24 protein-coding genes are annotated in these 23,959 nt (G+C 72.2%); 6 read left to right on the plus strand and 18 right to left on the minus strand.

Going from position 1 to position 23,959, the window contains the following annotated elements; genetic code table 11:
- Positions 1–3: 3 nt before the first annotated feature.
- Positions 4–663 carry an endonuclease NucS gene (nucS, locus tag Ae505Ps2_RS01300; protein ID WP_020621452.1) on the minus strand — a complete coding sequence of 220 codons (660 nt, stop codon included), beginning with the start codon at positions 661–663 and terminating at the stop codon, positions 4–6.
- Between the two features lie 87 nt (positions 664–750).
- On the opposite strand from nucS, the gene Ae505Ps2_RS01305 reads away from it, so the two are divergent.
- On the plus strand, positions 751–1,245 hold the full coding sequence (locus tag Ae505Ps2_RS01305; protein ID WP_233147794.1) for an NUDIX hydrolase: 495 nt from the start codon (positions 751–753) through the stop codon (positions 1,243–1,245).
- 109 nt (positions 1,246–1,354) lie between these two features.
- On the opposite strand, the gene Ae505Ps2_RS01310 is transcribed toward Ae505Ps2_RS01305, so the two are convergent.
- The gene (locus tag Ae505Ps2_RS01310) at positions 1,355–2,575 is read right to left on the minus strand and encodes a cytochrome P450 (RefSeq protein WP_249265202.1); all 1,221 of its coding nucleotides are present in this window, start codon (positions 2,573–2,575) and stop codon (positions 1,355–1,357) included.
- Positions 2,576–2,601: 26 nt separating this feature from the next.
- Positions 2,602–3,351 carry a TetR/AcrR family transcriptional regulator gene (locus Ae505Ps2_RS01315; protein WP_075553347.1) on the minus strand — a complete coding sequence of 250 codons (750 nt, stop codon included), beginning with the start codon at positions 3,349–3,351 and terminating at the stop codon, positions 2,602–2,604.
- A gap of 106 nt (positions 3,352–3,457) precedes the next feature.
- Between Ae505Ps2_RS01315 and Ae505Ps2_RS01320 the strand changes: the two genes are divergently transcribed.
- Genes Ae505Ps2_RS01320 through Ae505Ps2_RS30110 form a run of 3 tightly spaced genes read left to right on the plus strand, consistent with a single transcriptional unit; the run spans position 3,458 to position 6,394 of the window.
- Positions 3,458–4,231 (plus strand): enoyl-CoA hydratase-related protein, encoded by a 774-nt coding sequence (locus tag Ae505Ps2_RS01320; protein ID WP_020621456.1) that lies wholly within the window; start codon positions 3,458–3,460, stop codon positions 4,229–4,231.
- 23 nt (positions 4,232–4,254) lie between these two features.
- Positions 4,255–5,160, plus strand: coding sequence for a transporter substrate-binding domain-containing protein (locus Ae505Ps2_RS01325; protein WP_020621457.1), 906 nt, complete (start codon positions 4,255–4,257; stop codon positions 5,158–5,160).
- A 37-nt stretch (positions 5,161–5,197) separates the two neighbouring features.
- On the plus strand, positions 5,198–6,394 hold the full coding sequence (locus Ae505Ps2_RS30110; protein WP_083702456.1) for a methyl-accepting chemotaxis protein: 1,197 nt from the start codon (positions 5,198–5,200) through the stop codon (positions 6,392–6,394).
- Between the two features lie 39 nt (positions 6,395–6,433).
- On the opposite strand, the gene Ae505Ps2_RS01335 is transcribed toward Ae505Ps2_RS30110, so the two are convergent.
- Positions 6,434–8,452 (minus strand): protein meaA, encoded by a 2,019-nt coding sequence (locus Ae505Ps2_RS01335; RefSeq protein ID WP_075310515.1) that lies wholly within the window; start codon positions 8,450–8,452, stop codon positions 6,434–6,436.
- A gap of 218 nt (positions 8,453–8,670) precedes the next feature.
- Between Ae505Ps2_RS01335 and Ae505Ps2_RS01340 the strand changes: the two genes are divergently transcribed.
- Positions 8,671–9,003 carry a hypothetical protein gene (locus Ae505Ps2_RS01340; protein WP_084786179.1) on the plus strand — a complete coding sequence of 111 codons (333 nt, stop codon included), beginning with the start codon at positions 8,671–8,673 and terminating at the stop codon, positions 9,001–9,003.
- Between the two features lie 4 nt (positions 9,004–9,007).
- Here the strand turns inward: Ae505Ps2_RS01340 and Ae505Ps2_RS01345 are convergent, their stop codons facing one another.
- Positions 9,008–9,859, minus strand: a complete 852-nt coding sequence (locus Ae505Ps2_RS01345) for a DUF1206 domain-containing protein (protein WP_075310513.1) — start codon at positions 9,857–9,859, stop codon at positions 9,008–9,010.
- Between the two features lie 97 nt (positions 9,860–9,956).
- Positions 9,957–11,225: a UDP-N-acetylglucosamine 1-carboxyvinyltransferase gene (gene murA / locus Ae505Ps2_RS01350; RefSeq protein WP_020621462.1), complete on the minus strand. Its 1,269-nt coding sequence runs from the start codon at positions 11,223–11,225 to the stop codon at positions 9,957–9,959.
- A gap of 124 nt (positions 11,226–11,349) precedes the next feature.
- Between murA and Ae505Ps2_RS01355 the strand changes: the two genes are divergently transcribed.
- Entirely contained in the window at positions 11,350–11,943 is a 594-nt protein-coding gene (locus tag Ae505Ps2_RS01355; protein ID WP_020621463.1) for a cob(I)yrinic acid a,c-diamide adenosyltransferase, read from the plus strand.
- A 61-nt stretch (positions 11,944–12,004) separates the two neighbouring features.
- Here Ae505Ps2_RS01355 and Ae505Ps2_RS01360 read toward each other — a convergent pair whose 3' ends face one another.
- The 12 genes from Ae505Ps2_RS01360 to glyA all read right to left on the minus strand — a co-directional run bounded on the left by Ae505Ps2_RS01360 (position 12,005) and on the right by glyA (position 23,940).
- Complete coding sequence (locus tag Ae505Ps2_RS01360) at positions 12,005–12,454, minus strand: DUF2550 domain-containing protein (RefSeq protein WP_020621464.1); 450 nt, start codon at positions 12,452–12,454, stop codon at positions 12,005–12,007.
- Positions 12,455–12,474: 20 nt separating this feature from the next.
- Positions 12,475–12,846 carry a F0F1 ATP synthase subunit epsilon gene (locus Ae505Ps2_RS01365; RefSeq protein WP_020621465.1) on the minus strand — a complete coding sequence of 124 codons (372 nt, stop codon included), beginning with the start codon at positions 12,844–12,846 and terminating at the stop codon, positions 12,475–12,477.
- Positions 12,847–12,864: 18 nt separating this feature from the next.
- Entirely contained in the window at positions 12,865–14,298 is a 1,434-nt protein-coding gene (gene atpD / locus Ae505Ps2_RS01370) for a F0F1 ATP synthase subunit beta (RefSeq protein ID WP_075553348.1), read from the minus strand.
- Positions 14,298–15,296 (minus strand): F0F1 ATP synthase subunit gamma, encoded by a 999-nt coding sequence (locus Ae505Ps2_RS01375; protein WP_075310509.1) that lies wholly within the window; start codon positions 15,294–15,296, stop codon positions 14,298–14,300. The genes atpD and Ae505Ps2_RS01375 overlap by 1 nt, the downstream gene beginning before the upstream one ends.
- Positions 15,297–15,308: 12 nt before the next feature.
- On the minus strand, positions 15,309–16,946 hold the full coding sequence (atpA, locus tag Ae505Ps2_RS01380) for a F0F1 ATP synthase subunit alpha (protein ID WP_075333822.1): 1,638 nt from the start codon (positions 16,944–16,946) through the stop codon (positions 15,309–15,311).
- Between the two features lie 76 nt (positions 16,947–17,022).
- Entirely contained in the window at positions 17,023–17,853 is an 831-nt protein-coding gene (locus tag Ae505Ps2_RS01385; protein ID WP_075310505.1) for a F0F1 ATP synthase subunit delta, read from the minus strand.
- On the minus strand, positions 17,853–18,401 hold the full coding sequence (locus Ae505Ps2_RS01390; protein WP_083695233.1) for a F0F1 ATP synthase subunit B: 549 nt from the start codon (positions 18,399–18,401) through the stop codon (positions 17,853–17,855). Before Ae505Ps2_RS01390 ends, Ae505Ps2_RS01385 begins: the two co-directional genes overlap by 1 nt.
- Before the next feature lie 63 nt (positions 18,402–18,464).
- The gene (locus Ae505Ps2_RS01395) at positions 18,465–18,710 is read right to left on the minus strand and encodes a F0F1 ATP synthase subunit C (protein ID WP_020621511.1); all 246 of its coding nucleotides are present in this window, start codon (positions 18,708–18,710) and stop codon (positions 18,465–18,467) included.
- Positions 18,711–18,834: 124 nt separating this feature from the next.
- On the minus strand, positions 18,835–19,608 hold the full coding sequence (atpB, locus tag Ae505Ps2_RS01400; protein ID WP_075553349.1) for a F0F1 ATP synthase subunit A: 774 nt from the start codon (positions 19,606–19,608) through the stop codon (positions 18,835–18,837).
- A gap of 360 nt (positions 19,609–19,968) precedes the next feature.
- A complete protein-coding gene (locus Ae505Ps2_RS01405) occupies positions 19,969–20,445 on the minus strand; it encodes a hypothetical protein (protein ID WP_139318942.1) in 477 nt (158 codons plus the stop codon).
- A 250-nt stretch (positions 20,446–20,695) separates the two neighbouring features.
- Positions 20,696–22,618 carry a hypothetical protein gene (locus Ae505Ps2_RS34165; RefSeq protein WP_075310501.1) on the minus strand — a complete coding sequence of 641 codons (1,923 nt, stop codon included), beginning with the start codon at positions 22,616–22,618 and terminating at the stop codon, positions 20,696–20,698.
- A 38-nt stretch (positions 22,619–22,656) separates the two neighbouring features.
- Positions 22,657–23,940: a serine hydroxymethyltransferase gene (glyA, locus tag Ae505Ps2_RS01415; RefSeq protein WP_020622278.1), complete on the minus strand. Its 1,284-nt coding sequence runs from the start codon at positions 23,938–23,940 to the stop codon at positions 22,657–22,659.
- Positions 23,941–23,959 lie beyond the last annotated feature (19 nt).

Below are 23,959 nucleotides of genomic sequence, written 5' to 3' on the forward strand. Positions count from 1 at the left end.
GCCTCAGAACAGGAGCAGGTCGTCGCGCGCCATGCCCCGCAGCGCGTCGTAGTCGACGGTCACGCAGCGGATCCCGCGGTCCACGGCCAGCGTGCGGGCCTGCGGCTTGATCTGCTGGGCCGCGAACACCCCCTCGACCGGCGCGAGCAGCGGGTCACGGTTCATCAGCTCCAGGTACCGGGTGAGCTGCTCGACGCCGTCGATCTCGCCGCGGCGCTTCACCTCGACCGCGACGTGCGCGCCGTTCCCGTCGCGCAGCAGCAGGTCGACCGGGCCGACCGCGGTCATGTACTCGCGCCGGACCAGCGTGTGGCCCTCCCCGAAGGTCTCCGGGTGCGCGGCGAGCAGCTCCTGCAGGTGCGCCTCGACGCCGTCCTTGACCAGGCCCGGGTCGACGCCCAGCTCGTGGCTGGAGTCGTGCAGCACCTCGTCGATGGTGATGACCAGCGACTCGTCGGCCTTGTTGCGCACCGTCCACACACCGGGCTCCTCGGTGAGCCAGCACGGTGGGGACATCCAGTTGAGCGGCTTGTAGGCACGGTCGTCGGCGTGGATGCTCACCGAGCCGTCCCGTTTGACCAGCAGCAACCGGGGGGCCATGGGCAGGTGGGCGGTCAGCCGTCCGACGTAGTCCACCTGGCAGCGGGCGATGACGAGACGCACCCGCCTCACTGTAGGGCCGAGCGGATGGATCACCCTGGGCGGGTGATCGAGCAGACCTCGACCCGGCAGGTGTACGCCAACGACTGGATGACCGTCCGCGAGGACGGCATCCGGCTCCCGGACGGCACCGAGGGTTTCTACGGCGTCGTCGACAAGCCCACCTATGCCCTGGTGATCCCCCGCGACGACGACGGCCGCCTGCACCTCGTCGAGCAGTACCGCTACCCGGTGGGCGGCCGCCGCTGGGAGTTCCCGGCGGGAACCGCGCCCGACCGGGCCGACCAGGACCCGGCCGAGCTGGCGGTGCGTGAGCTCGTCGAGGAGACCGGGCTGGCCGCGGAGCACATGACCCTGCTCGGCACGCTCGACTGCGCGCCGGGCATGTCCAGTCAGCGCGGACACGTCTACCTCGCGACCGGGCTGACCGCGGGGCCGCCGCGCCGTGAGCACTCCGAGCAGGACATGCGCGCCGCCTGGTTCACCGCCGCCGAGCTGACGGCGATGATCCGGCGCGGCGAGCTCACCGACGCCCAGTCACTCGCCGCCTGGACCCTGCTCACCCTGCACGACGCGGGCACCTGACCGGCGCCCACGGCCGCCGTTCGTGATCGCCGCTCCATGATCGGCAGGAGTGGAGCGCCGGGTGCAGTCGGCTGCGCCCTGGGCTCCACTCCCGGCGATCACCCGGCGATCACCCGACACGCACCGGCAGCGCCGCGACCCGGCTGAACCCGGGGCGGGGCAGCCACACGACCTCCTCGGCGGGCACGGCGAGGCGCAGGCCGGGGAACCGTTCGAACAGCATCCGCAGCCCCACCTCGCCCTCCTGGCGGGCCAGCGCAGCGCCCAGGCAGTAGTGCGCGCCCTGCCCGAACCCGACGTGCCCCTCGCCACGGCCGGTCGGACGGGCGAGGTCCAGCTCGTCGGGACGGTCGAAGGCCCGCGGGTCGTGGTTGGCCGGGAGCAGCCCGGCGATCACCGGGGTCCCGGCCGGGATCGCGGTGCCGCCCAGCTCGACGTCGACGGTCGGGTAGCGGAGCTGGGTGAACTGCACCGGGCCGCGGGCCCGCATCAGCTCGTTCACCGCCGCGGGCCAGCCGGCCGGGTCGGCCCGCAGCGCGGCGAGCTGGTCCGGGGCGCCGAGCAGCGCCAGCGCACCGTTGCTGAGCAGGTGCGCGGTCGTCTCGTGCCCGGCCATGACGATCGCGAAGATCATCGTGACCATCTCGCGGTCCGAGAGCCGATCGCCGTCGTCCTCCTGCGCGGCGACGAGCGCGCTGATCAGGTCGTCGGCCGGCTCGGCCCGGCGGGCGTCGACGAGGGCGTGCACGTGCGCGATCGCCGCCCGCAGCGCGGGGCCGGTCCGCTCGCGGTCCATCGTCGTGAGGATCTCGCCCCACTCGTGCCACTGCGCGCGATCGGCCTCCGGCACCCCGACGAGCTCGCAGATCACCGTGATCGGCAGCGGGTAGGCCAGCGCCTCCACCAGGTCGACCGGTGCCCCGCCGGCCCCGGCGGCCACGACCTGGTCGAGCAGTGCGGTGGTGATCTCCTCGACCCGCGGGCGCAGCGCCGCGACCCGCCGCACGGTGAACGCCCGCGACACCAGCCTGCGCAGCCGGGTGTGCTCCGCGCCGTCGACGGTGAGGATGGTGCGCAGCAGGTAGTCGGCGACGTCGTCGGGGACCCCCATCTGCTTCATGATCATCTCGCGGTTGTCCGGCCCGCCAGCCAGCGCCGGGTCGGTCACGAAACGCGGATCGGTCAGGACGGTGCGGACGTCGTCGTAGCGGGTGACCAGGACGGCGGGCGGGCTGCCCATCATCGTCACGGTCGTGGTCGGGGCCTGTTCGCGCAGCCGCCCGTAGGCCGCGTACGGGTCGGTCGTCACAGCCGGGTCCAGCAGGTCCACGGCTCCACCGGGAGTGCTCGGTGCAGTCATCTCACCACTGCCTCTCTCGCGCGCTCGGGTCGGCGGGCGCGTCGTCTCCACTCCTCGTCGATGTGGTCGACGAGCGGTCGGTACAGCGCGGCGACCTCCGCCGCGACGCCCGCGGCGCCGGCCGCGGGGGCGGGCCCGGCCAGCAGCCGGGACAGGCCGTGCTCGATCAGGGCGGCGGTGTGCTCGGGCCCGGATGGCGCGAACGTGCCACCCGGGCCGTCGGAGAGGAGGAACCCCCGGGACGCCGCGCCCCACACGTGGATCTGCTCGTCGACGGGCAGGTCGTCGTCGACGAGACCGGCGGCGCGCAGCAGCAGGAAGTGCTCCCGGATGGCGCCGTCGTGGTGGCGCCCGAGCCCCTCGAGCGTCCCGGCGGCCTCGTGCGCGAGCCGACCGAGGACCTCGTCGTCGCCCCGGTAGAGGGCCCGTGCGACGTCGTCCTCCGCCAGCCGCAGATAGAACATCCGCGACATCCCCCAGGGCAGCGCGACCACCGGTTCGACGAGCATCCGGTCGGCGAGGTCGGCGAACAGCCGCCGCTGCGCCCGCAGCAGCACGGTGAGGAACAGCGCGTCCTTGGTGCGGACGTGCAGGTAGACGGTGCCCTTGCCGATACCGGCCCGGCGCGCGACGTCCTCGATGGTCACCCGCCGGTAGCCCTGCCGCACGAGCAGCTCGCCCGCCGCGTCGAGCACCCGTTCCGTCCGGGCGGTGTCCTCCGCACCCGGTCCGTCCGATACCGCCACCGCTCCCCCTCCGTGCTCCATGACTGGATCGACGAATCCGGTCACAGGGTCAAGGTAGCGCGCCGGGGTCTCGGCGGCGAGCGGATTCCGGGCTACCGTTCCCCGCATGACCGACTACGAGCACCTGCTGGTCAAGCAGGACGGCGACACGGTCCGGATCACGATGAACCGCCCACAGCGACGCAACTCCCTCACCGAGGGCCACCTGCGGGAGCTGCTGGACGCGTTCGAGAGCGCGGGACGCAGCGACGCGACCGGGATCGTGCTGGCCGGGGAGGGCAAGGCGTTCTCCTCCGGCCACGACTTCGGCGACGTCGCCGAGCGCGACCTCGCCGGGGTGCGCACCCTGCTGCGCCTGTGCACCACGGTCATGCACACCGTCCAGTCGGTGCCCCAGGTCGTGATCGCCCGGGTGCACGCGACGGCCTGGGCGGCGGGCTGCCAGCTCGTCGCGTCCTGCGACCTCGCCGTCGCCGCGGAGTCCGCGACGTTCGCGCTGCCCGGCGGCAAGGGCGGCTGGTTCTGCCACACCCCGGCCGTCCCGGTCGCGCGGAACATCGGCCGCAAACGCCTGATGGAGCTGGCCCTGACCGGGGACCCGATCGACGCGGCCACCGCCGCCGACTGGGGTCTGGTCAACTACGCCGTCCCCGACGACGACCTCGACGCCCGCGTGGACGAGTTGCTCGCCCGCGCGACCCGGGGCAGCAGGCTGTCCAAGGCCGTCGGCAAGCAGACCCTCTACGCCCAGCTCGACCGTCCCGAGGCCGACGCCTACGCCGTCGCGGCCGAGGTGATGGCGTCGATGTCGCAGTCCGGGGGTGCCCGCGAGGGCATGGCGTCGTTCCTGGAGAAGCGGGCCCCGCAGTGGACCGACTGATCGGCACCTAGGCTCGCGGGACCATGCACATCCGCACCACCACCCGGCTGAGCCGGCGCCGTCTGCTGGGGGCGGCCGCCGCCCTCGGCGGGACCGCGCTGGCCGGGCCGCTGCTGGGCGGCTGCGGCGGGCCGTCGGACCCGCTGTCGCGGCTGCGCGCCGGCGGCGACGTCGTCGTCGGGCTGTCCGGGGAGCGCCCGTTCGGCTACACCGACGGCTCCGGGCGGGTCACCGGGGAGAGCCCGGAGGTGGCCCGCGCGGTCGTCACCGACCTCGGCGGCAGCGGCCTGGCCGCGGTCCAGACGAGGTTCGACCAGCTCATCCCCGGTCTGCTCGACGGCCGCTTCGACGTCATCGCGGTCGGGCTGACCATCACCGCGCTGCGCTGCCAGCAGGTCGCGTTCTCCCGCCCCGACTACGTGGCGGGTACCGGCCTGGTGGTCCCGGTCGGCAACCCCCTCGGGGTCGCGACGCTGGCCGGGGTCCGCCGCTCCGGGGCGACGCTGGCGGTGCTCGAGGGAAGCGCCGAGCAGGAGTACGCACTCGCCGCGGGCATCCACGCCGACCACATCGTCACCGTCGACTCGCAGGGAGCGCTGGTGCGCGAGGTCGCGAACGGCGGCGCGCAGGTCGGCGCGCTCACCCGCATCGCGCTGCTCGACGAGGTCCGCCGCAATGCGGGCATCGGGCTGGAGGTGACCGCCGCGTTCGCCCCCGAGGTCGCGGGACGCCCGGTCGTCGGGGCCGGGGCGTTCGCCTTCCGCCCCGCCGACAGTGCCTTCCGCGAGGAGTTCGACCGCGGGCTCACCGCGTTGCAGGAGTCCGGGCGCTGGCTGGAGCTCGCCGCGCCGTTCGGGTTCACCGCGGCGAACCTGCCGCCGCGCGATCTCACCGTCGACGAGCTCTGCGCCCGCACCCCGGACTCGTGACCGACGCGCGCCGCCGGGGAGTGCAAGGATCCCGGTCATGGCACTGCGTATCGCGGGGATCCACGTTCCCGGCCCGTCCGACCTGCTCACCGGCGCTGCGTCGGTGGTCGAGGCGACCGGCGAGCTCGCCGGGACCGTCGCCGGGCTGCCCGCGCGGGCCGGGGAGCTGCTGGAGGAGGTCGGCGCGCTGGTCGGCCGGATCGGCACGATCGCGACCCGCGCCGAGCAGCTGCTCGACCGGGTGGACGGCGTCGTCGACCGGGCCGAGGGGCTGATCGGGACCGTCGACACCGTCGCCGAGGAGGCGACCGGGCTCGTGTCCCGGATCCGCCCGGTCGCCGAGCAGGCCGAGGCGCTCGTCGCCCGGGTCACCGGCGTCGCGGGGAACGCCGAGGAGCTCGTCGGACGAGTCACCGGCGTGGCCGGGAACGCGGAGGAGCTCGTCGGGCGGGTCACCGGCGTCGCCGGGAACGCCGAGGAGCTGGTGGCGCGGGTCGGCGGGGTCGCCGACGAGGCCGACACCCTGGTCCGCAAGGTCACCACCGTGTCCGAGCAGGCCGACGGCCTGGTCCGGCGGGTCACCACCGTCTCCGACGAGGCCGGCGAGCTGGTCCGGCGGGTCACCACGGTGTCCGAGGAGGCGGGCGACCTCGTCCGCCGGGTCACCACGGTCTCGCAGAACGCCGAGGGCATCGTCGAGCAGGTCTCGGTGGTCACCGGGAACGCGAGCGGGCTGCTCGCGCGGGTCGACACCGTCACCGGCGAGGCGGGCGGGCTCATCCGCACCGTCGGCGAGATCAGCGAGCGCGCCGGCGGCCTCATCGGGCAGGTCGAGACCGTCACCACCGACGCGACCGGTGTCGTCACCGCGGCGAAGGCGGTGTCCGACCGCGCCGGAGAGGTCGTCGGGCAGGCCGCGGGCGCCAGCGAGCAGGCCGGTGAACTGCTGGACCTCTACGGCCCGCTGGCCCGCCGGGCGGCGCCGCTGGCCCAGCGCTTCGTCGACGAGCTCTCCGAGGAGGAGGTGCGCGCCGCGATCCGGCTGGTGGACCAGCTCCCGAAGTTCACCGAGCACATGGAGGACGACATCATGCCGATCCTCACGACGCTGGACCGTGTCGGACCGGACGTGCACGAGCTCCTGGACGTGCTCAAGGAGGTCCGGCAGGCGATCGTCGGGATCCCCGGGTTCAAGCTGCTCAGCCGCCGCGGGAGCGAGAAGGAGGAGGGCTGAGCTCCCGGCCGGGCGGCGCGTACCGCCCGGCCGGCGCGGTCAGCCCAGACCCTGCGACTCCCGGATCAGGGTGACGATCTCGTCCATCATCCCGGTCAGGCGGAAGTTCTTCGGCGTGAACACCGCCGCTACCCCGCCCTCACGCAGCCGCTTCTCGTCCTCGGGCGGGATGATCCCGCCGACGACGACCGGCACCTCCCCGGCCCCGGCGTCACACAGCCCCTGCACGACCGCGGGCACGACCTCCAGGTGCGACCCGGACAGCACCGAGAGCCCGACGGCGTGCACGCCCTCCTGCACCGCGGCCGCCACGATCTGCGACGGCGTCAGCCGGATCCCCTGGTAGACGACCTCGAACCCGACGTCGCGGGCGCGCACGGCGACCTGCTCGGCGCCGTTGGAGTGGCCGTCGAGCCCGGGCTTGCCGACCAGCATGCGCAGCCGCTGGCCCAGCTCCTCGCCGGTGGCGCGGACCCGCTCGCGGACCTCGGAGATCTCGGTGGCGCCCTCGCCGGACATGCTCGCCCCCGCCACTCCGGTCGGGGCCCGGAACTCCCCGAACACCTCGCGCAGCGCCCCGGCCCACTCGCCGGTGGTCACGCCCGCCTTGGCGCAGTCGATCGAGACCTGCATGAGGTTCTGCTCGGTCTTGGCCGCGTCGCGCAGCGCCCGCAGCGCCTCCTCGACGGCGTCCTGGTCCCGCGCGGCCCGCCACTCGCGGATCGCCTCGACCGCGGCCCGCTCGGTGGCCGGGTCGACGGTGAAGATCGCGTCGGCGCCCTCGGCCTGCAGCGGGCTGGGCTCGGTCGTGTCGAACTTGTTGACCCCGACCACGACCTCCTCACCGGACTCCAGCCGGCGACGGCGGGCGGCGAGGGAGTTGACCAGCTCGCCCTTCATGTAGCCGGACTCGACGGCCGCGACCGCGCCGCCCATCTCCTGCACCCGGTCGATCTCGGCGCGGGCGCCCTCGACGAGCTCGGACACCTTCGCCTCGACGACCCGGGAGCCGTCGAAGATGTCCTCGTACTCCAGCAGGTCGGTCTCGTAGGCCAGCACCTGCTGCATCCGCAGCGCCCACTGCTGGTCCCACGGCCGCGGCAGGCCGAGCGCCTCGTTCCAGGCCGGCAGCTGCACGGCGCGGGCACGCGCGTCCCGGGACAGGGTGACGGCGAGCATCTCCAGCACGATGCGCTGGACGTTGTTCTCCGGCTGCGCCTCGGTCAGCCCGAGCGAGTTGACCTGCACGCCGTAGCGCAGGCGTCGCTGCTTGGGGTTCTGCACGCCGTAGCGCTCGAGGGTGATCTCGTCCCAGAGCCGGCCCAGCGCCCTGAGCTTGCACATCTCCTCGACGAACCGGATGCCGGCGTTGACGAAGAACGAGATGCGTCCGACGACGTCGCCGAACTTCTCCGGCGGCACCTGCCCGGAGTCGCGCACCGAGTCCAGGACGGCGATCGCGGTCGACAGCGCGTAGGCCAGCTCCTGCGTCGGCGTCGCCCCGGCCTCCTGCAGGTGGTAGCTGCAGATGTTGATCGGGTTCCACTTCGGGATCTCACCGACCGACCACGCCACCATGTCGGTGATCAGCCGCAGGCTGGGCCCGGGCGGGAACACGTAGGTGCCCCGCGACAGGTACTCCTTGACGATGTCGTTCTGGGTCGTCCCGGCGAGCTTCGCGCGGACCTCGGCGTAGTCCAGACCGGACTGCTCCGCCTGCTCCTCGGCGACGGCCACGTACAGCGCGAGCAGCCACATCGCCGGGGCGTTGATCGTCATCGAGGTGTTGGCCTCGGCGACCGGGATCCCCTCGAACAGGGTGCGCATGTCCCCGATGTGGCTGACCGGCACGCCGACCTTGCCGACCTCGCCCTTGGCGAGCTCGTCGTCGGGGTCGTAGCCGGTCTGGGTCGGGAGGTCGAAGGCCACCGACAGCCCCGTCTGGCCCTTGGCCAGGTTGCGGCGGTACAGCTCGTTGGACTTCTCCGCCGAGGAGTGACCGGCGTAGGTGCGGATCACCCACGGACGGTCGCGCTCACGATCGGTGGGGTACGGCACCGGGACCTCCGTGTCGTCGCGGGAGCACAGTCGGCACTGCCTGTGATGCGGACAGATCCTACTCGTCAGTAGCCGACGGCGGGCACGGAGTCGTCCCTCGTCACAGTCGGCATGTTCGGCAAAGTACGCGATCCGCACGGGAAACCGAGCGCTGGATCGGTTCACCACCCGCCCCCTCGGACAGGGCGTGTCGCCCGTCCGGGTGCGACGATCGGCGGATGGAGCTGGACCTGGTCCCGCGGCTCGGCGCGGTCATCGGCATCGCGATCGTGCTGGCGGTGCTCGCGCTGCTGCTGCGCTGGACCTACGGCCACCAGAAGCACCACGCGCTGCCCACCGACGACCCGGACGACCCGGTCGCGACCGGCCTGCTCACCGAGGTCTCCCGGGTACCCGGGCCGGAGGCGGCGCAGGTGCTGCGCGACCGGCTGCGGTCCGAGGGCATCCGGGCGACGACCTCCCGCGCCGACGACGGCGGCTGGGCACTGCTCGTCTTCCCCCGGGACGTCGGGGACACCCGCGTGGTGCTCAGCCGTCGCTCGCTGGACTGAGCGCTCAGCCCACCCGGTGGTAGCGGGCGTCGAGGAAGCAGAACACGCCGTAGCAGGCGATCCCCACGCCGACCGCGACCAGCAGGAACACCCCGTAGGGCTGTTCGCGCAGCGCCTTGAGCGCGGAGTCCAGCCCGTTGGCGCGCTGCGGGTCGAAGGTCAGTGCGGCGACGCCCAGCAGGACGCCCAGCACGCCGATCGCGATCCCCTTGGCGATGTACCCGACCTGTCCGGTGCGGGCGTTGATCCGCCGCAGCCGGGTGTCGGCGCCACCGAGGTCCTGGTCCTCGGTGAACGTCGTCCGGTAGCCGTTCCAGGCCATCACCCCGCCGCCGATCAGCACCCCCAGCCCCAGCAGCGCGGTGAGGACCTGCCCGCCCGGCAGGCCCAGCAGTCCGGCGGTCGCCCGACCACCGCCACCACCGGACGTGCGTCCGCTGATCGCGGTGGTCGCCGCGGTGACGGCGAGCACCGCGTAGACGACGGCCTGCCCGCCGGCGACGACCCGCTTCACCGTGCGCTTGGTGCCGTCACCGATGTAGTGGAAGCCCCACACCGCCGAGACGGTCCGCCACAGGACGACCGCGGCGAAGCCGACCACCAACGCCCACAGGAACACCCGCCCCGCCGGCTCGGCGGCGATCGCCCCGAGGGCGCCGTTCTGGTCGGCCTGCCCGCCCGAGCCGAGCGCGATCCGGACGGCGAGCCAGCCGATCAGCAGGTGCACCACCCCGTTCGCGGCGATGCCGGCCCGGGCGGCGACGCGCACCGGTGTCGAGTGCGCGGCGTCCCGCGCCCCGCGGCCCGCCTTGCGGCCGGCCTGCGAGACGTCGGCGGCGTCGGGGGTGCTCACCATGACGGGCCTCCTCGTCGAGTTGACGCGAAGGGTGACACGGCGCGGGCCGGCCCGCCGGGCTGCTGGGCCGTTCGGAGCAGCAGCGGGCGGACCCGCCCTACCGCTCCGGCTCGCCCGCGACGCGCCGGATGTCGGCGCCCAGCGCGGACAGGTTCTCCACGAACCGCGGGTAGCCGCGGTCGATGTGCGCGACGTCCCAGACCTCGGTGGTGCCCCGCGCGCACAGCCCGGCCAGCACCAGCCCGGCGCCCGCCCGGATGTCGCTGGCCCACACCGGCGCGCTGGAGAGCTCGGGCCGCCCGCGGACGACGGCGTGGTGGCCGTCGGTGCGGGCGTCCGCACCCAGACGCACCATCTCGTCGACGAAGCGGAAGCGCGCCTCGAACACGTTCTCGGTGATCATCGAGGTGCCCTCGGCGACGGCGGAGAGCGCGATCGCCATCGGCTGCAGGTCGGTGGCGAAGCCCGGGTAGGGCAGCGTCACGAAGTCGACCGCCTCCGGGCGCCGGGACATCGCGACCGAGAACTCCTGCTCGCCGGTGGTGATCTCGGCGCCCGCGCTGCGGAGCTTGTCCAGGACCAGGTCGATGTGGTGCGGGTCGACGCCGCGCACGGTGACCTCGCCACGGGTCATGGCGGCAGCGAACGCCCAGGTGGCACCGACGATCCGGTCCCCGATGACGCGGTGCGTGGTGGGCTGCAGCCCGGCGACGCCGTGCACGGTCAGCGTGGAGCTGCCGACACCCTCCAGCTTCGCGCCCATCTGCTGCAACATCACACAGAGGTCGACGATCTCCGGCTCGCGGGCCGCGTTGTCGATGACCGTGGTGCCCTCGGCGAGCACCGCGGCCATCAGGATGTTCTCGGTCGCCCCGACGCTCGGGAAGTCCAGCCAGATCTGCGCGCCGTGCAGGTCTCCCGCCGTCGCGGTGACGCTGCCGTGCACGATGTCGGTGGTCGCGCCGAGCTTGCGCAGCCCGTTCTGGTGCATGTCCAGCGGCCGCGAGCCGATCGCGTCGCCGCCGGGGAGCGGGACGACCGCCCGCCGGCACCGCGCCACCAGGGGCCCGAGCACGCACACCGACGCACGCAGCTTGGACACCGACCGGTAGTCGGCCTCCGCGCCGGGATCGGCGGGCACGTCGATGTGCACGGTCGATCCCTCGATCGCGACCGTGCAGCCCAGGCTCCGCAGGACGTCGGCCATCAGCGGCACGTCCAGGATCTCCGGGCAGTTCTCGAGCGTCGTCCGTCCCTCGGCCAGCAGTGCCGCCGCCATGAGCTTGAGCACGCTGTTCTTCGCCCCGACGACGTCGACGGACCCGCTCAGCCGGGCCCCGCCGTTGACCGCGAAATGCTCCACCACGCCCGGAACGGTAACGGGACCGTCACCGCGCCGGATGCCCGCCCCGGACGGCCCTGCACCTTCGGACCGTCCGGCGCACCCCCGCGTCTGGTCGCCGGAGCACCGGCGCGCCTAGCCTGTCGGGGTGGCGGTGAACCTGACGCGGATCTACACGAAGACCGGCGACGACGGTACGACGGCCCTGGGCGACTTCAGCCGGGTCCGCAAGACCGACACCCGGCTGGCGGCCTACGCCGACACCGACGAGGCGAACGCCGCGATCGGCGTGGCGGTGACGGTCGGCGGGCTCGCCGAGCGGGTCGCCGACCCGCTGCGGCAGATCCAGAACGACCTGTTCGACGTCGGGGCCGACCTGTGCGCGCCGATCGTCGAGAATCCCGAGTACCCGCCGCTGCGGATCACCGAGGGCTACGTCACCCGGCTCGAGGGCTGGTGCGACGAGTTCAACCTCGAGCTGCCCAAGCTCAAGTCGTTCATCCTGCCCGGCGGCACCCCCGGCGGCGCGTACCTGCACGTCGCGCGGACCGTCACCCGCCGTGCCGAGCGGTCCGTGTGGGCCCTGCTGGAGGCCGACCGGGAGCGGACCAACCCGCTGACGGCGCAGTACCTCAACCGGCTCTCGGACCTGCTGTTCATCCTCGGCCGGGTCGCGAACCCCGACGGCGACGTCCTGTGGCAGCCGGGTGGCCCGCACGGCGCCCCGACCGCCGACGCCTGACCGACCGCGCGGGACGGAACGCCCGAGCGGTCGGCTCCGCAACACCACTGGGTCCGCGGGGTCAGGACGCCTCGCGGAACCCGTGTCCCTGGCCCGGGGGCGTGGACTCCAGCCAGGCCATGAAGCCGGTCCGGACGCCCGCGGACATCGCGAGCTCGACGTCGACGTCGCGCCCGGAGGCGTCACGGCCACGGCAGCGCAGCACCTCGACCGCCATCGGGATCGCGAACTCCTCCGACCGGTGCGGCGGCCGCCGGTCGACGATCTCCAGATCGGCCCGGTCCATCACGACGGTCGGCCCGATCCGGAAGCTGGTCAGGCGGTACCAGGCGAAGCGCTCGCCCTCGTAGCGCCCGACGCCGAAGTGCCAGTCCGTGACAGCGAAACGGCGGCGCAGACACAGGTCCACACCGCCGCCTCGCATGAGTCGTACCCGCCGTACGGCGAGCCAGACCAGGGGAATCACCAGACACAGCAGCAGAACTCCGACGATCGCCGCGATGAGCTCCACTGCCGTGTCCGGTCCCCGTACTAGTTCGCCTCGGCCGCCCGAAGGCGGGCCTCGGCCCGGGCGATCGCCGATTTCCCCTCGTCGGTGGACGAGTCGGCACCGTCGCGAGCCCGCCGGGCCCGCTCGACGTCGATCTCGTCCGCCTGCTCGGCGAACTCGGCGAGGATGGACACCCGCTCCGCCGACACCGACAGGAACCCGCCGTGCACCGCGATGGTGCGCTTCGAGCCGTCGGTGGAGTCGATGCGGACGACCCCGGCCTCCTCCAGCTGGGCCAGCATCGGCTGGTGGCCGGGCAGGATGCCGACCTCGCCGACCGTGGTCCGGGCGAGCACGAAGCGTGCGTCACCCGACCACAGCCGACGCTCGACCGAGACCAGCTCCACGGTCATCTCAGCAGGCATGGAGGATCAGCTCTCCAGCTTCTTGCGGTTCTTCTCCAGGTCGTCGAGACCACCGCAGAGGAAGAACGCCTGCTCCGGGACGTCGTCGAACTCGCCCTTGGCGATCTTGTCGAACGCCTCGATGGTCTCCTTGAGCGGGACCGTCGAGCCCGGCTGGCCGGTGAACTGCTCGGCGACCAGGAGGTTCTGCGACAGGAAGCGCTCGATGCGACGCGCCCGGCCGACGAGCTGCTTGTCCTCCTCGGACAGCTCGTCGATACCGAGGATGGCGATGATGTCCTGCAGGTCGTTGTACTTCTGCAGGATCCGCTTGACCTCGTTGGCGACGCGGAAGTGCTCGTCACCGACGTACTGCGGGTCCAGGATCCGCGAGGTCGAGGTCAGCGGGTCCACCGCCGGGTAGATCCCCTTCTGGGAGATCGGCCGGGAGAGCTCGGTAGTGGCGTCGAGGTGCGCGAACGTCGTCGCCGGAGCGGGGTCGGTGTAGTCGTCCGCGGGGACGTAGATCGCCTGCATCGAGGTGATCGAACGACCGCGGGTCGAGGTGATCCGCTCCTGCAGCTCGCCCATCTCGTCGGCCAGGGTGGGCTGGTAGCCCACCGCGGACGGCATGCGGCCGAGGAGGGTCGAGACCTCCTGGCCGGCCTGGGAGAACCGGAAGATGTTGTCGATGAACAGCAGGACGTCCTGCTCCTGCACGTCGCGGAAGTACTCCGCCATCGTCAGCGCGGAGAGCGCGACGCGCATACGGGTGCCCGGCGGCTCGTCCATCTGACCGAACACCAGGGCGGTGTTCTTCATGACGCCCGACTCGGTCATCTCCGTGATGAGGTCGTTGCCCTCACGGGTGCGCTCACCGACGCCGGCGAACACCGAGGTGCCACCGAAGTTCAGCGCGACACGCTGGATCATCTCCTGGATCAGCACGGTCTTGCCGACACCGGCACCACCGAACAGACCGATCTTGCCGCCGACGACGTAGGGCGTCATCAGGTCCAGCACCTTGATGCCGGTCTCCAGCATCTCGGTCTTGCCCTCGAGCTCGTCGAAGCGCGGGGCCTTCTGGTGGATCGACCGGAGGTCACCGGTGAACTGGATGGACGGGTCGTCCAGGCAGTCGCCGAGGGCGTTGAACACGTGCCCCTTGACCTGGTCGCCGACCGGGACGGAGATCGGGCGGCCGAGGTCGGTGACCTCCTGGCCGCGCACGACACCGTCGGTGGGCTGCATGGAGATGGCCCGCACCAGGTTGTCGCCCAGGTGCGTGGCGATCTCCAGGGTCAGCTTGCGCTTGTCGCCGGAGAGGTCCACCTCCAGCGTGAGCGCGTTGAGCAGGTGCGGGACCTGGTCACGCGGGAACTCGACGTCGACGACCGGGCCGGTCACCTGGACGACGCGCCCGGTGATCGGGCCAGCCGAAGTTTCGGCGGTCGTGGTCATCAGCTCTCACTTCCTGCGCTGGCGAGAGCGTCGACCCCACCGACGATCTCGCTGATCTCCTGGGTGATCTGTGCCTGGCGAGCCTGGTTGGCCTCCAGGGTCAGGCTACGGATCAGTTCGTTGGCGTTGTCCGTCGCGGCCTTCATGGCCCGCTGCCGGTTCGCCGACTCCGACGCCGCCGACTCCAGCAGGGCCGCGTAGAGGCGGGCCCCGATGTACTTCGGCAGCAGCGCGTCGAAGAGCGTGTCCGGGTCCGGCTCGAACTCGTAGAGCGGCTGGAGGCCCTTGGTCTCCGGGTGGTCCCGCTGGCTCTCGGCCGTGTCGGCGTCGCTGTCGATCTCGTCGACCGGCTTCGCCGAGGCACTGTCGGCCGCGTACTCGACCTCGAGCGGAGCCATCCGCCGGGCCTGCGGCACCTGGGTGATCATGTTCTTGAAGCTGGTGTACACGAGGTGCAGCTCGTCCACGCCGTGGGTGCCGTCGGCATTCCCGTCGTGGTCGTCCTCGCCGGCCATGAACGCGTCGACCAGCGTCTTCGCCGCCTCGGCCGCATGCTCGTAGCCCGGCTGCTCGGAGAAGCCGGTCCAGGACTGCTCGATCTCCCGGTTGCGGAACCGGTAGTACGAGACGCCCTTGCGGCCGATCACGTAGAGGACCGGCTCCTTGCCCTGCTCGCGGAGCAGGGCCTGGAGCTGCTCGGCCTCCTTGAGGACGTTGGCGTTGTAGCCGCCGCACTGACCGCGGTCACTGGTGACGACCAGGACCGCGGCGCGCTTCGGCTGCTCCCGCTCGACGAGCAGCGGGTGGTCCAGCGCCGAGTTCGACGCGAGCTCCGAGAGGGTGCTCGTCATCAGCTCGGCGTACGGACGCGCCTCGTCCACCCGTGCCCGGGCCTTCGCGATCCGTGAGGTCGCGATCAGCTCCTGGGAACGGGTGATCTTCTTGATGGACTGCGTCGACCGGATACGCCGGCGCAGCACCCTGATCTGTGCCGCCATCGGGTATCAGCCTCAGTTCTTCTTGACCGTGACGGTCTCCTGCTCGATATCGTCCTCGTCGAGAGCCTTCTCGGCCTTCTCCTTGGGGACGACCGAGGAACCGTCGGACGCGGTGAACTCGTTGCGCTTGAACTCGTCGACCGCCTTGGTCAGCGTCTCGACGGCGTCGTCGGAGAGCTTCCCGGTGTCGGTGATCTCGTTCAGGGCACCGGAGGCGTGGCGCCGCGAGTACTCGCGGAACTCCGCCTCGAAGCGCTGCACGTCGGCGACGGGCACCGAGTCGAGCTTGCCGGAGGTGCCCAGCCAGATCGAGACGACCTGGTCCTGCACCGAGACCGGCGCGTACTGCGCCTGCTTGAGCAGCTCGACCAGGCGCTCGCCACGGCCCAGAGCGGCGGCCGAGGCGGCGTCGAGGTCGGAACCGAAGGCGGCGAACGCCTCCAGCTCGCGGTACTGCGACAGGTCCAGACGCAGCGAGCCCGAGACCGTCTTCATGGCCTTGATCTGCGCCGAGCCACCGACCCGGGAGACCGAGATGCCGACGTTGATCGCCGGCCGGACGCCCTGGTTGAACAGGTCGGACTCGAGGAAGACCTGGCCGTCGGTGATCGAGATGACGTTGGTCGGGATGTAGGCCGACACGTCGTTCGCCTTGGTCTCGATGATCGGCAGACCGGTCATCGACCCCGCGCCGAGGGCGTCGGAGAGCTTCGCGCAGCGCTCCAGCAGACGCGAGTGCAGGTAGAAGACGTCGCCCGGGTAGGCCTCACGGCCCGGCGGGCGGCGCAGCAGCAGCGAGATCGCACGGTAGGCCTCGGCCTGCTTCGACAGGTCGTCGAACACGATCAGGACGTGCTTGCCCTGGTACATCCAGTGCTGGCCGATGGCCGAGCCGGTGTAGGGGGCGAGCCACTTGAAGCCGGCCGGGTCGGACGCAGGGGCGGCGACGATCGTCGTGTACTCCAGCGCTCCGGCGTCCTCCAGGGACTGCCGGACACCGGCGATCGTGGAGCCCTTCTGGCCGATGGCGACGTAGATGCAGCGGACCTGCTTCGTCGGGTCGCCCGACTCCCAGTTCTCCTTCTGGTTGATGATCGTGTCGACGCAGACCGCGGTCTTGCCGGTCTTGCGGTCGCCGATCACCAGCTGGCGCTGGCCGCGGCCGATCGGGGTCATGGCGTCGATGGCCTTGATCCCGGTCTGCAGCGGCTCGCCGACGGACTGGCGGTCCATCACGCCGGCCGCCTGGAGCTCGAGCACGCGGCGGGCGTCGCTCTCGACGTCGCCGAGGCCGTCGATCGGGTTGCCCAGCGGGTCGACGACCCGGCCCAGGTAGCCCTCGCCGACCGGCACGGACAGGACCTCGCCGGTGCGGGTGACCTGCTGGCCCTCCTCGAGGCCGGTGTAGTCGCCCAGGACGACCGCGCCGATCTCGTTCTGCTCGAGGTTCAGCGCGACGCCGCGGACGCCGCCCTCGAACTCGAGCAGCTCGTTGGTCATGGCCGAGGGCAGTCCCTCGACGTGGGCGATGCCGTCACCGGTGTCGGCGACGATCCCGACCTCACGGCGGGACGTGCCGCTCTCCAGCGACGAGACGTAGCTGGAGATCGCACTCCGGATCTCCTCGGAGGAGATCGTCAGCTCTGTCATGGCTGCGTCGTTCCTTCTCTCGAACGGGGTCTTCGGGTCGTTCCGCCGGGGCTCCGGCGATCGCGTCCGAAGCAGGTCAGCTGGGCAGGGATCGGCGAGCTGCGGCGAGTCGACCCGCCACACTGCCGTCGATGACCTCGCCGCCGACCTGCACGACCAGGCCTCCGAGGAGGCTCCGGTCGAGCTCGACCTGCAGGGAGATCGTGCGGCCGTACATACGGCCCAGGGTCTCGGCGAGCTTCGTCTCCTGCTCGGAGGAGAGCTCGACGGGTGTGCGCACCTTGGCCACCGAGCGGTCCCGGCGGGCCGCCGCGAGCTCGGCGAGCTCCTCGGCGACGACGTCGAGGTGCCGGCTGCGGGGCAGCCGGACCGCTTCACGGAGCAGCGTCGCCGTCACCGGGTAGACCTTGTCGCCGAGCACCGAGTCCAGGAGCTGGACACGACCCTCGACGGGCCGGGCGGTGTCGCCGAGCAGGCTCGCCAGCTGCGGCTCGCGGGCCACGATGCGGCCGAACCGGAACAGCTGGTCCTCGACCTCGTCGAGGGAGCCGTTGCGGTCCGCGATCGCGATGGCCGCGCGGCGGGCGAGGCCCTCCGCACCGGTGACGATGTCGCGGGCGGTCGACCAGCGCTTGCGCACCAGCTCGGAGACCAGGTCCACGGTCGGCTGCGAGAGCTGGGACCCGAACAGCCGGCGGACCAGGTCCACACGGGCGTCCTCGGGAGACGACGCGTCGGCCAACAGGCGCCGGACGGACCGCTCGGAGTCCAGGAACCGGGCCACCGCGAACAGCTCGTCCGCGGTCGTGGTCAGGTCCCGGGCCGACGCGGAGTCGGTCCAGGAGTCCAGCCGCTCGGTCAGCGCCGCGAGGGACTCACGGCTGGCGGGCTGCAGGACAGCCGCCATCAGTTCGCCCCGCTCCGCTGGGCCACGCCCTGCTGGTCGAGCTCACCGAGGAACGAGTCGATCGTCGCGGAGCGACGCGAGTCGTCGGCCAGCTGCTCGCGCAGCAGGCGCTCGGCCAGCTGGACCGACAGGCCCCCGACCTCGTTGCGCAGAGCACGCTGGGCGGCGTCGCGCGCCGCGGCCACCTGCTCCTCGCCACGGGCCTTGATGCGTGCGGCCTCGGCCTCGGCCTCCTCGCGGAGCTCGGCCTTGATCTGCTGGCCCTCGGCCCGGGCGTCGTCGCGGATGCGCGCCGCCTCGGCCCGGAGGCCGGCGAGCTGCTCCTCGTACTCCCTCTTCAGCCGGTCCGCCTGCTCCTGGGTCTCCTGAGCACGCTTGAGGCCGCCCTCGATCGCGTCGGTCCGCTCTTCGTAGAGCGCCTCGAAGCGCGGGACCGCGAACTTCCAGAGCAGGAACAGCAGGATCGCGAACGCGACCAGGCCGAGCACGAGCTCATCGAGGTGCGGGAGAATCGGAAGCGGCTGTTCGGCGGCGAGAATCAGTTCCACCGTGTGTCCTTCCCTGACATGGCCGCCGGTACCGGGACCGGCATGAGAGTGATCTGCCGGCTCTTACTGCGCGATGAAGAAGAGCACCAGGCCGATCAGCATGACCAGCTCGGCGAGAACGAAGGTGGTCCAGCCGATGCCCATCAGCTGGCCGCGGGCCTCCGGCTGGCGGGCGGTGCCGCTGATGACGGCCGACCAGATCAGGCCGACGCCGATACCGGCGCCGATGGCCGAGGCGCCGAACCCGATGGCCGCGAGGCCCGGGTTGATGTTGGCGGCTTCCTGGGCCAGAACCTGGGTGACGTTCACTTCGGGTTTCCTTCCGTCGGGTCCGCGGAATGCGGGTCGTTCGGTGTATCGGCCCGGGCGGGCCGGCGGATGAAGCAGGTGGTGCGAGCGCGGTGCCGGCGGCACCGGGGTCTCGGTGGTGCAGTCAGTGGTCCTCGGAGATCGCCGCGCCGATGAAGACGGCGGCGAGCAGGGCGAAGACGTAGGCCTGGATGACCTGGACCAGCGCCTCCAGGAACGTGAACGCGATCCCGGCGGCGAACACCACCGGCGACGCGGTGACGAGCGCGGAGCCCGCCGACAACAGGAACGCCGCACCCACGGCGGTCAGGGCGAGGATGAGGTGGCCGGCGAACATCGCGGCGAACACACGCAGTGCCAGCGAGAGCGGCTGCACCAGGAACTTCTGCAGCAGCTCGATCACGATGATCAGCGGCGCGATGAAGACCGGGACGCCCGGCGGGAGCGCGGCGTGCTTGATGTAGCCGAAGAACCCGTGCTTCTTGAACCCGGCGTAGTGGTAGAAGACGTAGACGAACAACGCCAGCGCGATGGGGAACCCGATCCGCGACAGCGTCGGGAACTGGATGAATGGGACGATCGCGAAGATGTTGTTGACCAGGATGAAGCTGAACAGGCCGAGGATCAGCGGGATGTACCGCTTGAACTCCTCGGAGCCGATCTGGTCACGCGCCATGGTGTTGCGCGGGATGTTGTAGAAGGACTCCAGCCCGAACTGGAATCGGCTCGGCACGATGGACAGCTTGCGCGTGCCCAGCGTGAAGACGGCCGCGACGATGATCAGCGACAGGACCGCCAGCACCATCGGCTTGGTGACGGCGCCGAAGATCGGCGGGTACTCGAACAGACCTGCGCCGGGCGGAGTGAACTCCTCGGCCGCCAGTACCAACGTGCCCAATGGGGGTCCTTCCGGTGCTCCCGCTCCGCATCCACGCGGAACGGGGGATCGCCTGCAAGGTGCCTCGTGATGCGATGTGTTTCCGGGCGACCGGGTCGAAACACCGGAAGTCACCCACATCGCCTACGTGGCGGATGCTATCAGCCGTACTTCTACACGACGTCGGGGGCTCGTACCCACCTCACCAGCGCGTTCGCCCGACGAAACGATCTTGATCGGGCCCGGCGGGCCGCCTCCGGTGATTCACCGTTAACACGCCCGCGGGTCGCCGCCCGGTCATCCGCCGGACGCTCCCGCCCGACCCCGTGGACGCCTCCGTTGGCACCGCAGGAACGGACGAATCGGTCGTCGAACCCCAGGTCAGGCATCTGTGGACCCCGGATCGGTGCCGATCAGGATCTGGAGCTTCTGCCCCGCCCAGGCCTCCGCCGCCGTGGTCGTGATGAAGACGACGAGCATCGTGACGGCCAGTGACATGCGGTGCAGTCCTGGCCCACCCCCGAGGGTGAACAGGGCGAGCAGGAGGATGATGGCCTTCAACGCGAGGCCGCCGAATGCGGCCAGCATCACAGCGCCGGGCTCGAGATGGGTCGTCCGCAGCATCAGCATCGGCGTCAGCAGGGCCGAGCCGGTGGCCAGCAGGCCGCCGAGCGCCGCCGCGGACAGGCCGGGGACCCCGGCCGCGATGGCCCCGCCGACGGCGCAGAGCACCGTGGTGGCCACGCCGACCAGGGCGGCACCGCGGGCCATCGACCCCGACAGCCGCCGTACGACCTGCGCCTGGCCGAGCGCGGGACCGTCGTACTCCACGGTTCCCCAGCGGTCCCATCGCCACACGGTGCGTCCGCCTCCCGGCTCACCGGCCGCCCCACCAGCGGGTACGGCTCCGCGCACACGGTAACCGGCGGGTCCGACACCTCGACCGGCGCCGTCGCGGTCGGCACCGTCGCGGTCCCCACCGGCACCGGTCGCAGCCGACACCGTTGCGGTCGCGGCCGTCCGTCCGGCGGCCGGACCGCCGCGGGACGGACAGCGTTCGTGACCGAGGACACCTGAGCCCCTGGCCAGGGCGGACGGGGACGGGCGGTCAGGAGTCGCCGTCGTGACCGGGATGGTGCGCCGGGGTGGGGACGGTCGGCTGCTCCCCCGGTGCCGCGACGGGGCGGGCGCGATGGCCGTCGGAGTTCCCGTCGCCCGGAGGGCGCTGCGGACCGCGGGCGCCGTCAGGCCGCGGGCCCGCAGCTCCGGGGGCCCCGGGGTCCGGTGCGGGCGGGCCGCCGGGTGTGCGCGGCATCGTCGGACGGACCGGGACCGGCCGCGACGGGGGCGGTGGGGTGGGCGGGCCGGCGGCGTGCGGCGCCGGCGCGACGGGCGTCGCGGGGGCCCGTGTGCCGGGTCCGACCCGGGCCGCACCACGGGCGCCCGCGGGACGGTGCACGCCACGGGGCCACGGCTCGGGCCCGGCGGCGGGGTTCCCACCCGGCACGACCCGTCCGGGCGCGGGCCGCGCGGTACGCCCCCGCGACCCGGTGCGGTCGGCAGCGTCCGCCGCCGTGGTCGCGCCCGGGCGACGGTCGGCGGCTCCGTTCGTGGCAGGGTTCCCGGCGGAACGACGATCGCCGGCCCCGTTCGCCGCCGGACTCCCGGCCGAACGACGGTCGGCGGGCCCGTCCGTGGTTGCGTTCGCGCCGGTCCGATGGCCGGTGGCGCCCGTCGCGGCCGGGCTCCCGCCGGAGCGGGGACCGTCCGTGGTCGGGCTCCCGCTGGACCGGTGGTCGTCGACGTCCGGGGTGGGCAGGTCGTCGGTCGAGGCGATCGCCGTCTCCCCGGCGGGGGACGCCGCCGCGGAGGCGCTGCGCATCCGCGACCGGTGCGGCACGGCCGAGGCCACGAACGCCACCGCCAGCGCGATCCCGGTCGCGGCGAGCACCAGCCCGGTGCGCGGGACCAGGGCGAGCGCGACCGCACCGAAGGCGATCACCGCGACCCACAGGTAGACCAGCAGCACCGCGCGCCGGTGGCTGTGCCCGACCTGCAGCAGCCGGTGGTGCAGGTGCATCTTGTCCGGGCTGAACGGGCTGGTCCCGGCCCGGGTGCGGCGTACGACCGCCATGAGCAGGTCTAGCGACGGGATGAAGACGATCCCGACCAGCACGATGACCGGGGAGACCAGGGCCAGGATGTTCCCGGCCGCCGTGTCGTCGGGCGGGATCCGGCCCGAGGCGGTCGTGATCGCCGCGGAGAGCATGACCCCGACCATCATCGACCCGGTGTCGCCCATGAAGATCCGGGCCGGGTGGAAGTTGTGCGGCAGGAACCCCAGGCAGGACCCGGCGAGAACCACCGCGATCAGCGAGGGCACGAACGCGGCCGGGTCGTTGCCGTTCTTGCTGATGAGGCCGACGCAGAAGACCGCGGTCGCCAGCGTGGTGATCAGCCCGATGCCGGCGGCGAGCCCGTCGAGTCCGTCGACGAAGTTCATCGCGTTGACCAGCACCACGGTGACCAGCACCGTCATGAGCACCGACTGCCCCTGCCCCAGCAGCAACAGCGAGCCACTGAGGAAGGACTCGCCGCCGATGGGGATCCACACGGTCACCCACTGCACGCCGTAGAGCACCAGCAGCCCGGCCGCGGTGACCTGGGCGGCGAACTTGGTGAGGGCGTCGAGGTCGTAGCGGTCGTCGAGCATCCCGACGCCGACCAGCAGCGCGGTCGCGACGACGACCCCGACCACCTCGGTGCTCTGCTCGAAGTAGGCCAGCCGCAGGGCCGGGAGCTGCAACGACAGCAGCAGCCCGGCCAGCACCCCGCCGAACATCGCGAGGCCGCCCCACCGCGGGGTCGGGGTGACGTGCACGTCCCGTCCCCGCGGCCAGGCGACCGCGCCGACCTTCAGCGCCAGCATCCGGACCGGCCCGGTCAGCAGCAGCGTGGCGCCGGCGGCGACCAGCCCGACGAGCAGGAGCTCCCGGACGGGGAGTCCGTACGTGAACTGGTCAGTCGGCACGTCGCGAGCGCCTCTCCGCCTCCGCCGTGGGTCTCAGGTCACCCCCGAGGGTAGGCCGGTGCCTTCGCGACGAGTGCGGTGACCGCCTTCGCGACGTCGGCGAGCTCGGCGTCGCCGGCCGCGGTGTCGTGCTCGGCCTTGACCGCGCGGGCCAGCAGGGCGCCGACCTCGGCCATGTCGGCCTCGTTCATCCCCTGCGTGGTGACGCTCGGCGAGCCGACCCGGATGCCGGACGGCTTCATCGGCGGCGCCGGGTCGTAGGGGATCGCGTTCTTGTTCAGCGTGATGCCGGCGCGGTCGCAGCGGGTCTCCGCCTCGGAGCCGGTGACGCCGATGGGCCGCAGGTCCAGCAGGGCGAGATGGTTGTCGGTGCCGCCGGAGACGGCGCGCATCCCCTCGGACTCCAGGCTCTTCGTCAGGGCCCGGGCGTTCGCGATGACCTGGCGGGTGTAGGCCTGGTACTCCGGCTGCGCCGCCTCCTTCATCGCGACGGCCTTCGCCGCGACCGCGTGCATCAGCGGGCCGCCCTGGGAGAACGGGAAGACGGCCTTGTCGATGGCCTTCGCGTGCTCCGCACGGCACAGCACCATGCCGCCGCGCGGGCCGCGCAGGACCTTGTGCGTGGTGGCGGTGACGACGTCGGCGTAGGGCACCGGCGACGGGATGGCCTTGCCTGCGACCAGGCCGATGAAGTGCGCGGCGTCGACCATGAGCTTGGCGCCGACCTCGTCGGCGATCTCGCGGAACACCGCGAAGTCGATCAGGCGCGGGTACGCGGTCGCCCCGGCGATGATGATCTTCGGCTGGTGCTGCTTGGCCAGGTCACGGACCTGGTCGTAGTCGATGACCTCGGTGTCCTCCCGGACGGTGTAGGACACCGCGTTGAACCACAGGCCGGAGAAGTTGACCTTGCTGCCGTGCGTGAGGTGGCCGCCCTGCTTGAGGTCCATGGCCAGCACGGTGTCGCCGGGCTTGGCGAACGCGGCGTAGGCGGCGAGGTTCGCGCTCGCGCCGGAGTGCGGCTGGAGGTTGGCGTGCTCGGCGCCGAAGAGCTCCTTGGTCCGGGCGTTGCCGATGTTCTCGGCGACGTCGACGACGCCGCAGCCGCCGTAGTAGCGGCGGCCGGGGTAGCCCTCGGCGTACTTGTTCGACAGCGTCGACCCGAGCGCGGCCAGCACCGCCGGGCTGGTCAGGTTCTCGCTCGCGATGAGCTGCAGTCCGCCGCGCAGGCGCTCGAGCTCGTCCAGCACGACGCCGGCGATCTCGGGGTCCTGCTGCTGCAGTGCGTGGAAGTCCGGTCCCCAGAAGGTCTGCTCGCTCACGCCGGGACACGCTACCCGC

Origin of the sequence: Pseudonocardia sp. Ae505_Ps2, from assembly GCF_001932425.1 — a bacterium.
Classification (GTDB): domain Bacteria; phylum Actinomycetota; class Actinomycetes; order Mycobacteriales; family Pseudonocardiaceae; genus Pseudonocardia.

Bases quoted from the DNA above. Each gene is read 5' to 3' on its own strand.
- Ae505Ps2_RS01305 (WP_233147794.1), top strand. From the start codon at position 751: ATGACCGTCCGCGAGGACGGCATCCGGCTCCCGGACGGCACCGAGGGT.
- Ae505Ps2_RS01320 (WP_020621456.1), top strand. From the start codon at position 3,458: ATGACCGACTACGAGCACCTGCTGGTCAAGCAGGACGGCGACACGGTC.
- Ae505Ps2_RS01325 (WP_020621457.1), top strand. From the start codon at position 4,255: ATGCACATCCGCACCACCACCCGGCTGAGCCGGCGCCGTCTGCTGGGG.
- Ae505Ps2_RS30110 (WP_083702456.1), top strand. From the start codon at position 5,198: ATGGCACTGCGTATCGCGGGGATCCACGTTCCCGGCCCGTCCGACCTG.
- Ae505Ps2_RS01340 (WP_084786179.1), top strand. From the start codon at position 8,671: ATGGAGCTGGACCTGGTCCCGCGGCTCGGCGCGGTCATCGGCATCGCG.
- Ae505Ps2_RS01345 (WP_075310513.1), bottom strand. From the start codon at position 9,859: ATGGTGAGCACCCCCGACGCCGCCGACGTCTCGCAGGCCGGCCGCAAG.
- Ae505Ps2_RS01365 (WP_020621465.1), bottom strand. From the start codon at position 12,846: ATGACCGTGGAGCTGGTCTCGGTCGAGCGTCGGCTGTGGTCGGGTGAC.
- atpD (WP_075553348.1), bottom strand. From the start codon at position 14,298: ATGACCACGACCGCCGAAACTTCGGCTGGCCCGATCACCGGGCGCGTC.
- Ae505Ps2_RS01375 (WP_075310509.1), bottom strand. From the start codon at position 15,296: ATGGCGGCACAGATCAGGGTGCTGCGCCGGCGTATCCGGTCGACGCAG.
- atpA (WP_075333822.1), bottom strand. From the start codon at position 16,946: ATGACAGAGCTGACGATCTCCTCCGAGGAGATCCGGAGTGCGATCTCC.
- Ae505Ps2_RS01385 (WP_075310505.1), bottom strand. From the start codon at position 17,853: ATGGCGGCTGTCCTGCAGCCCGCCAGCCGTGAGTCCCTCGCGGCGCTG.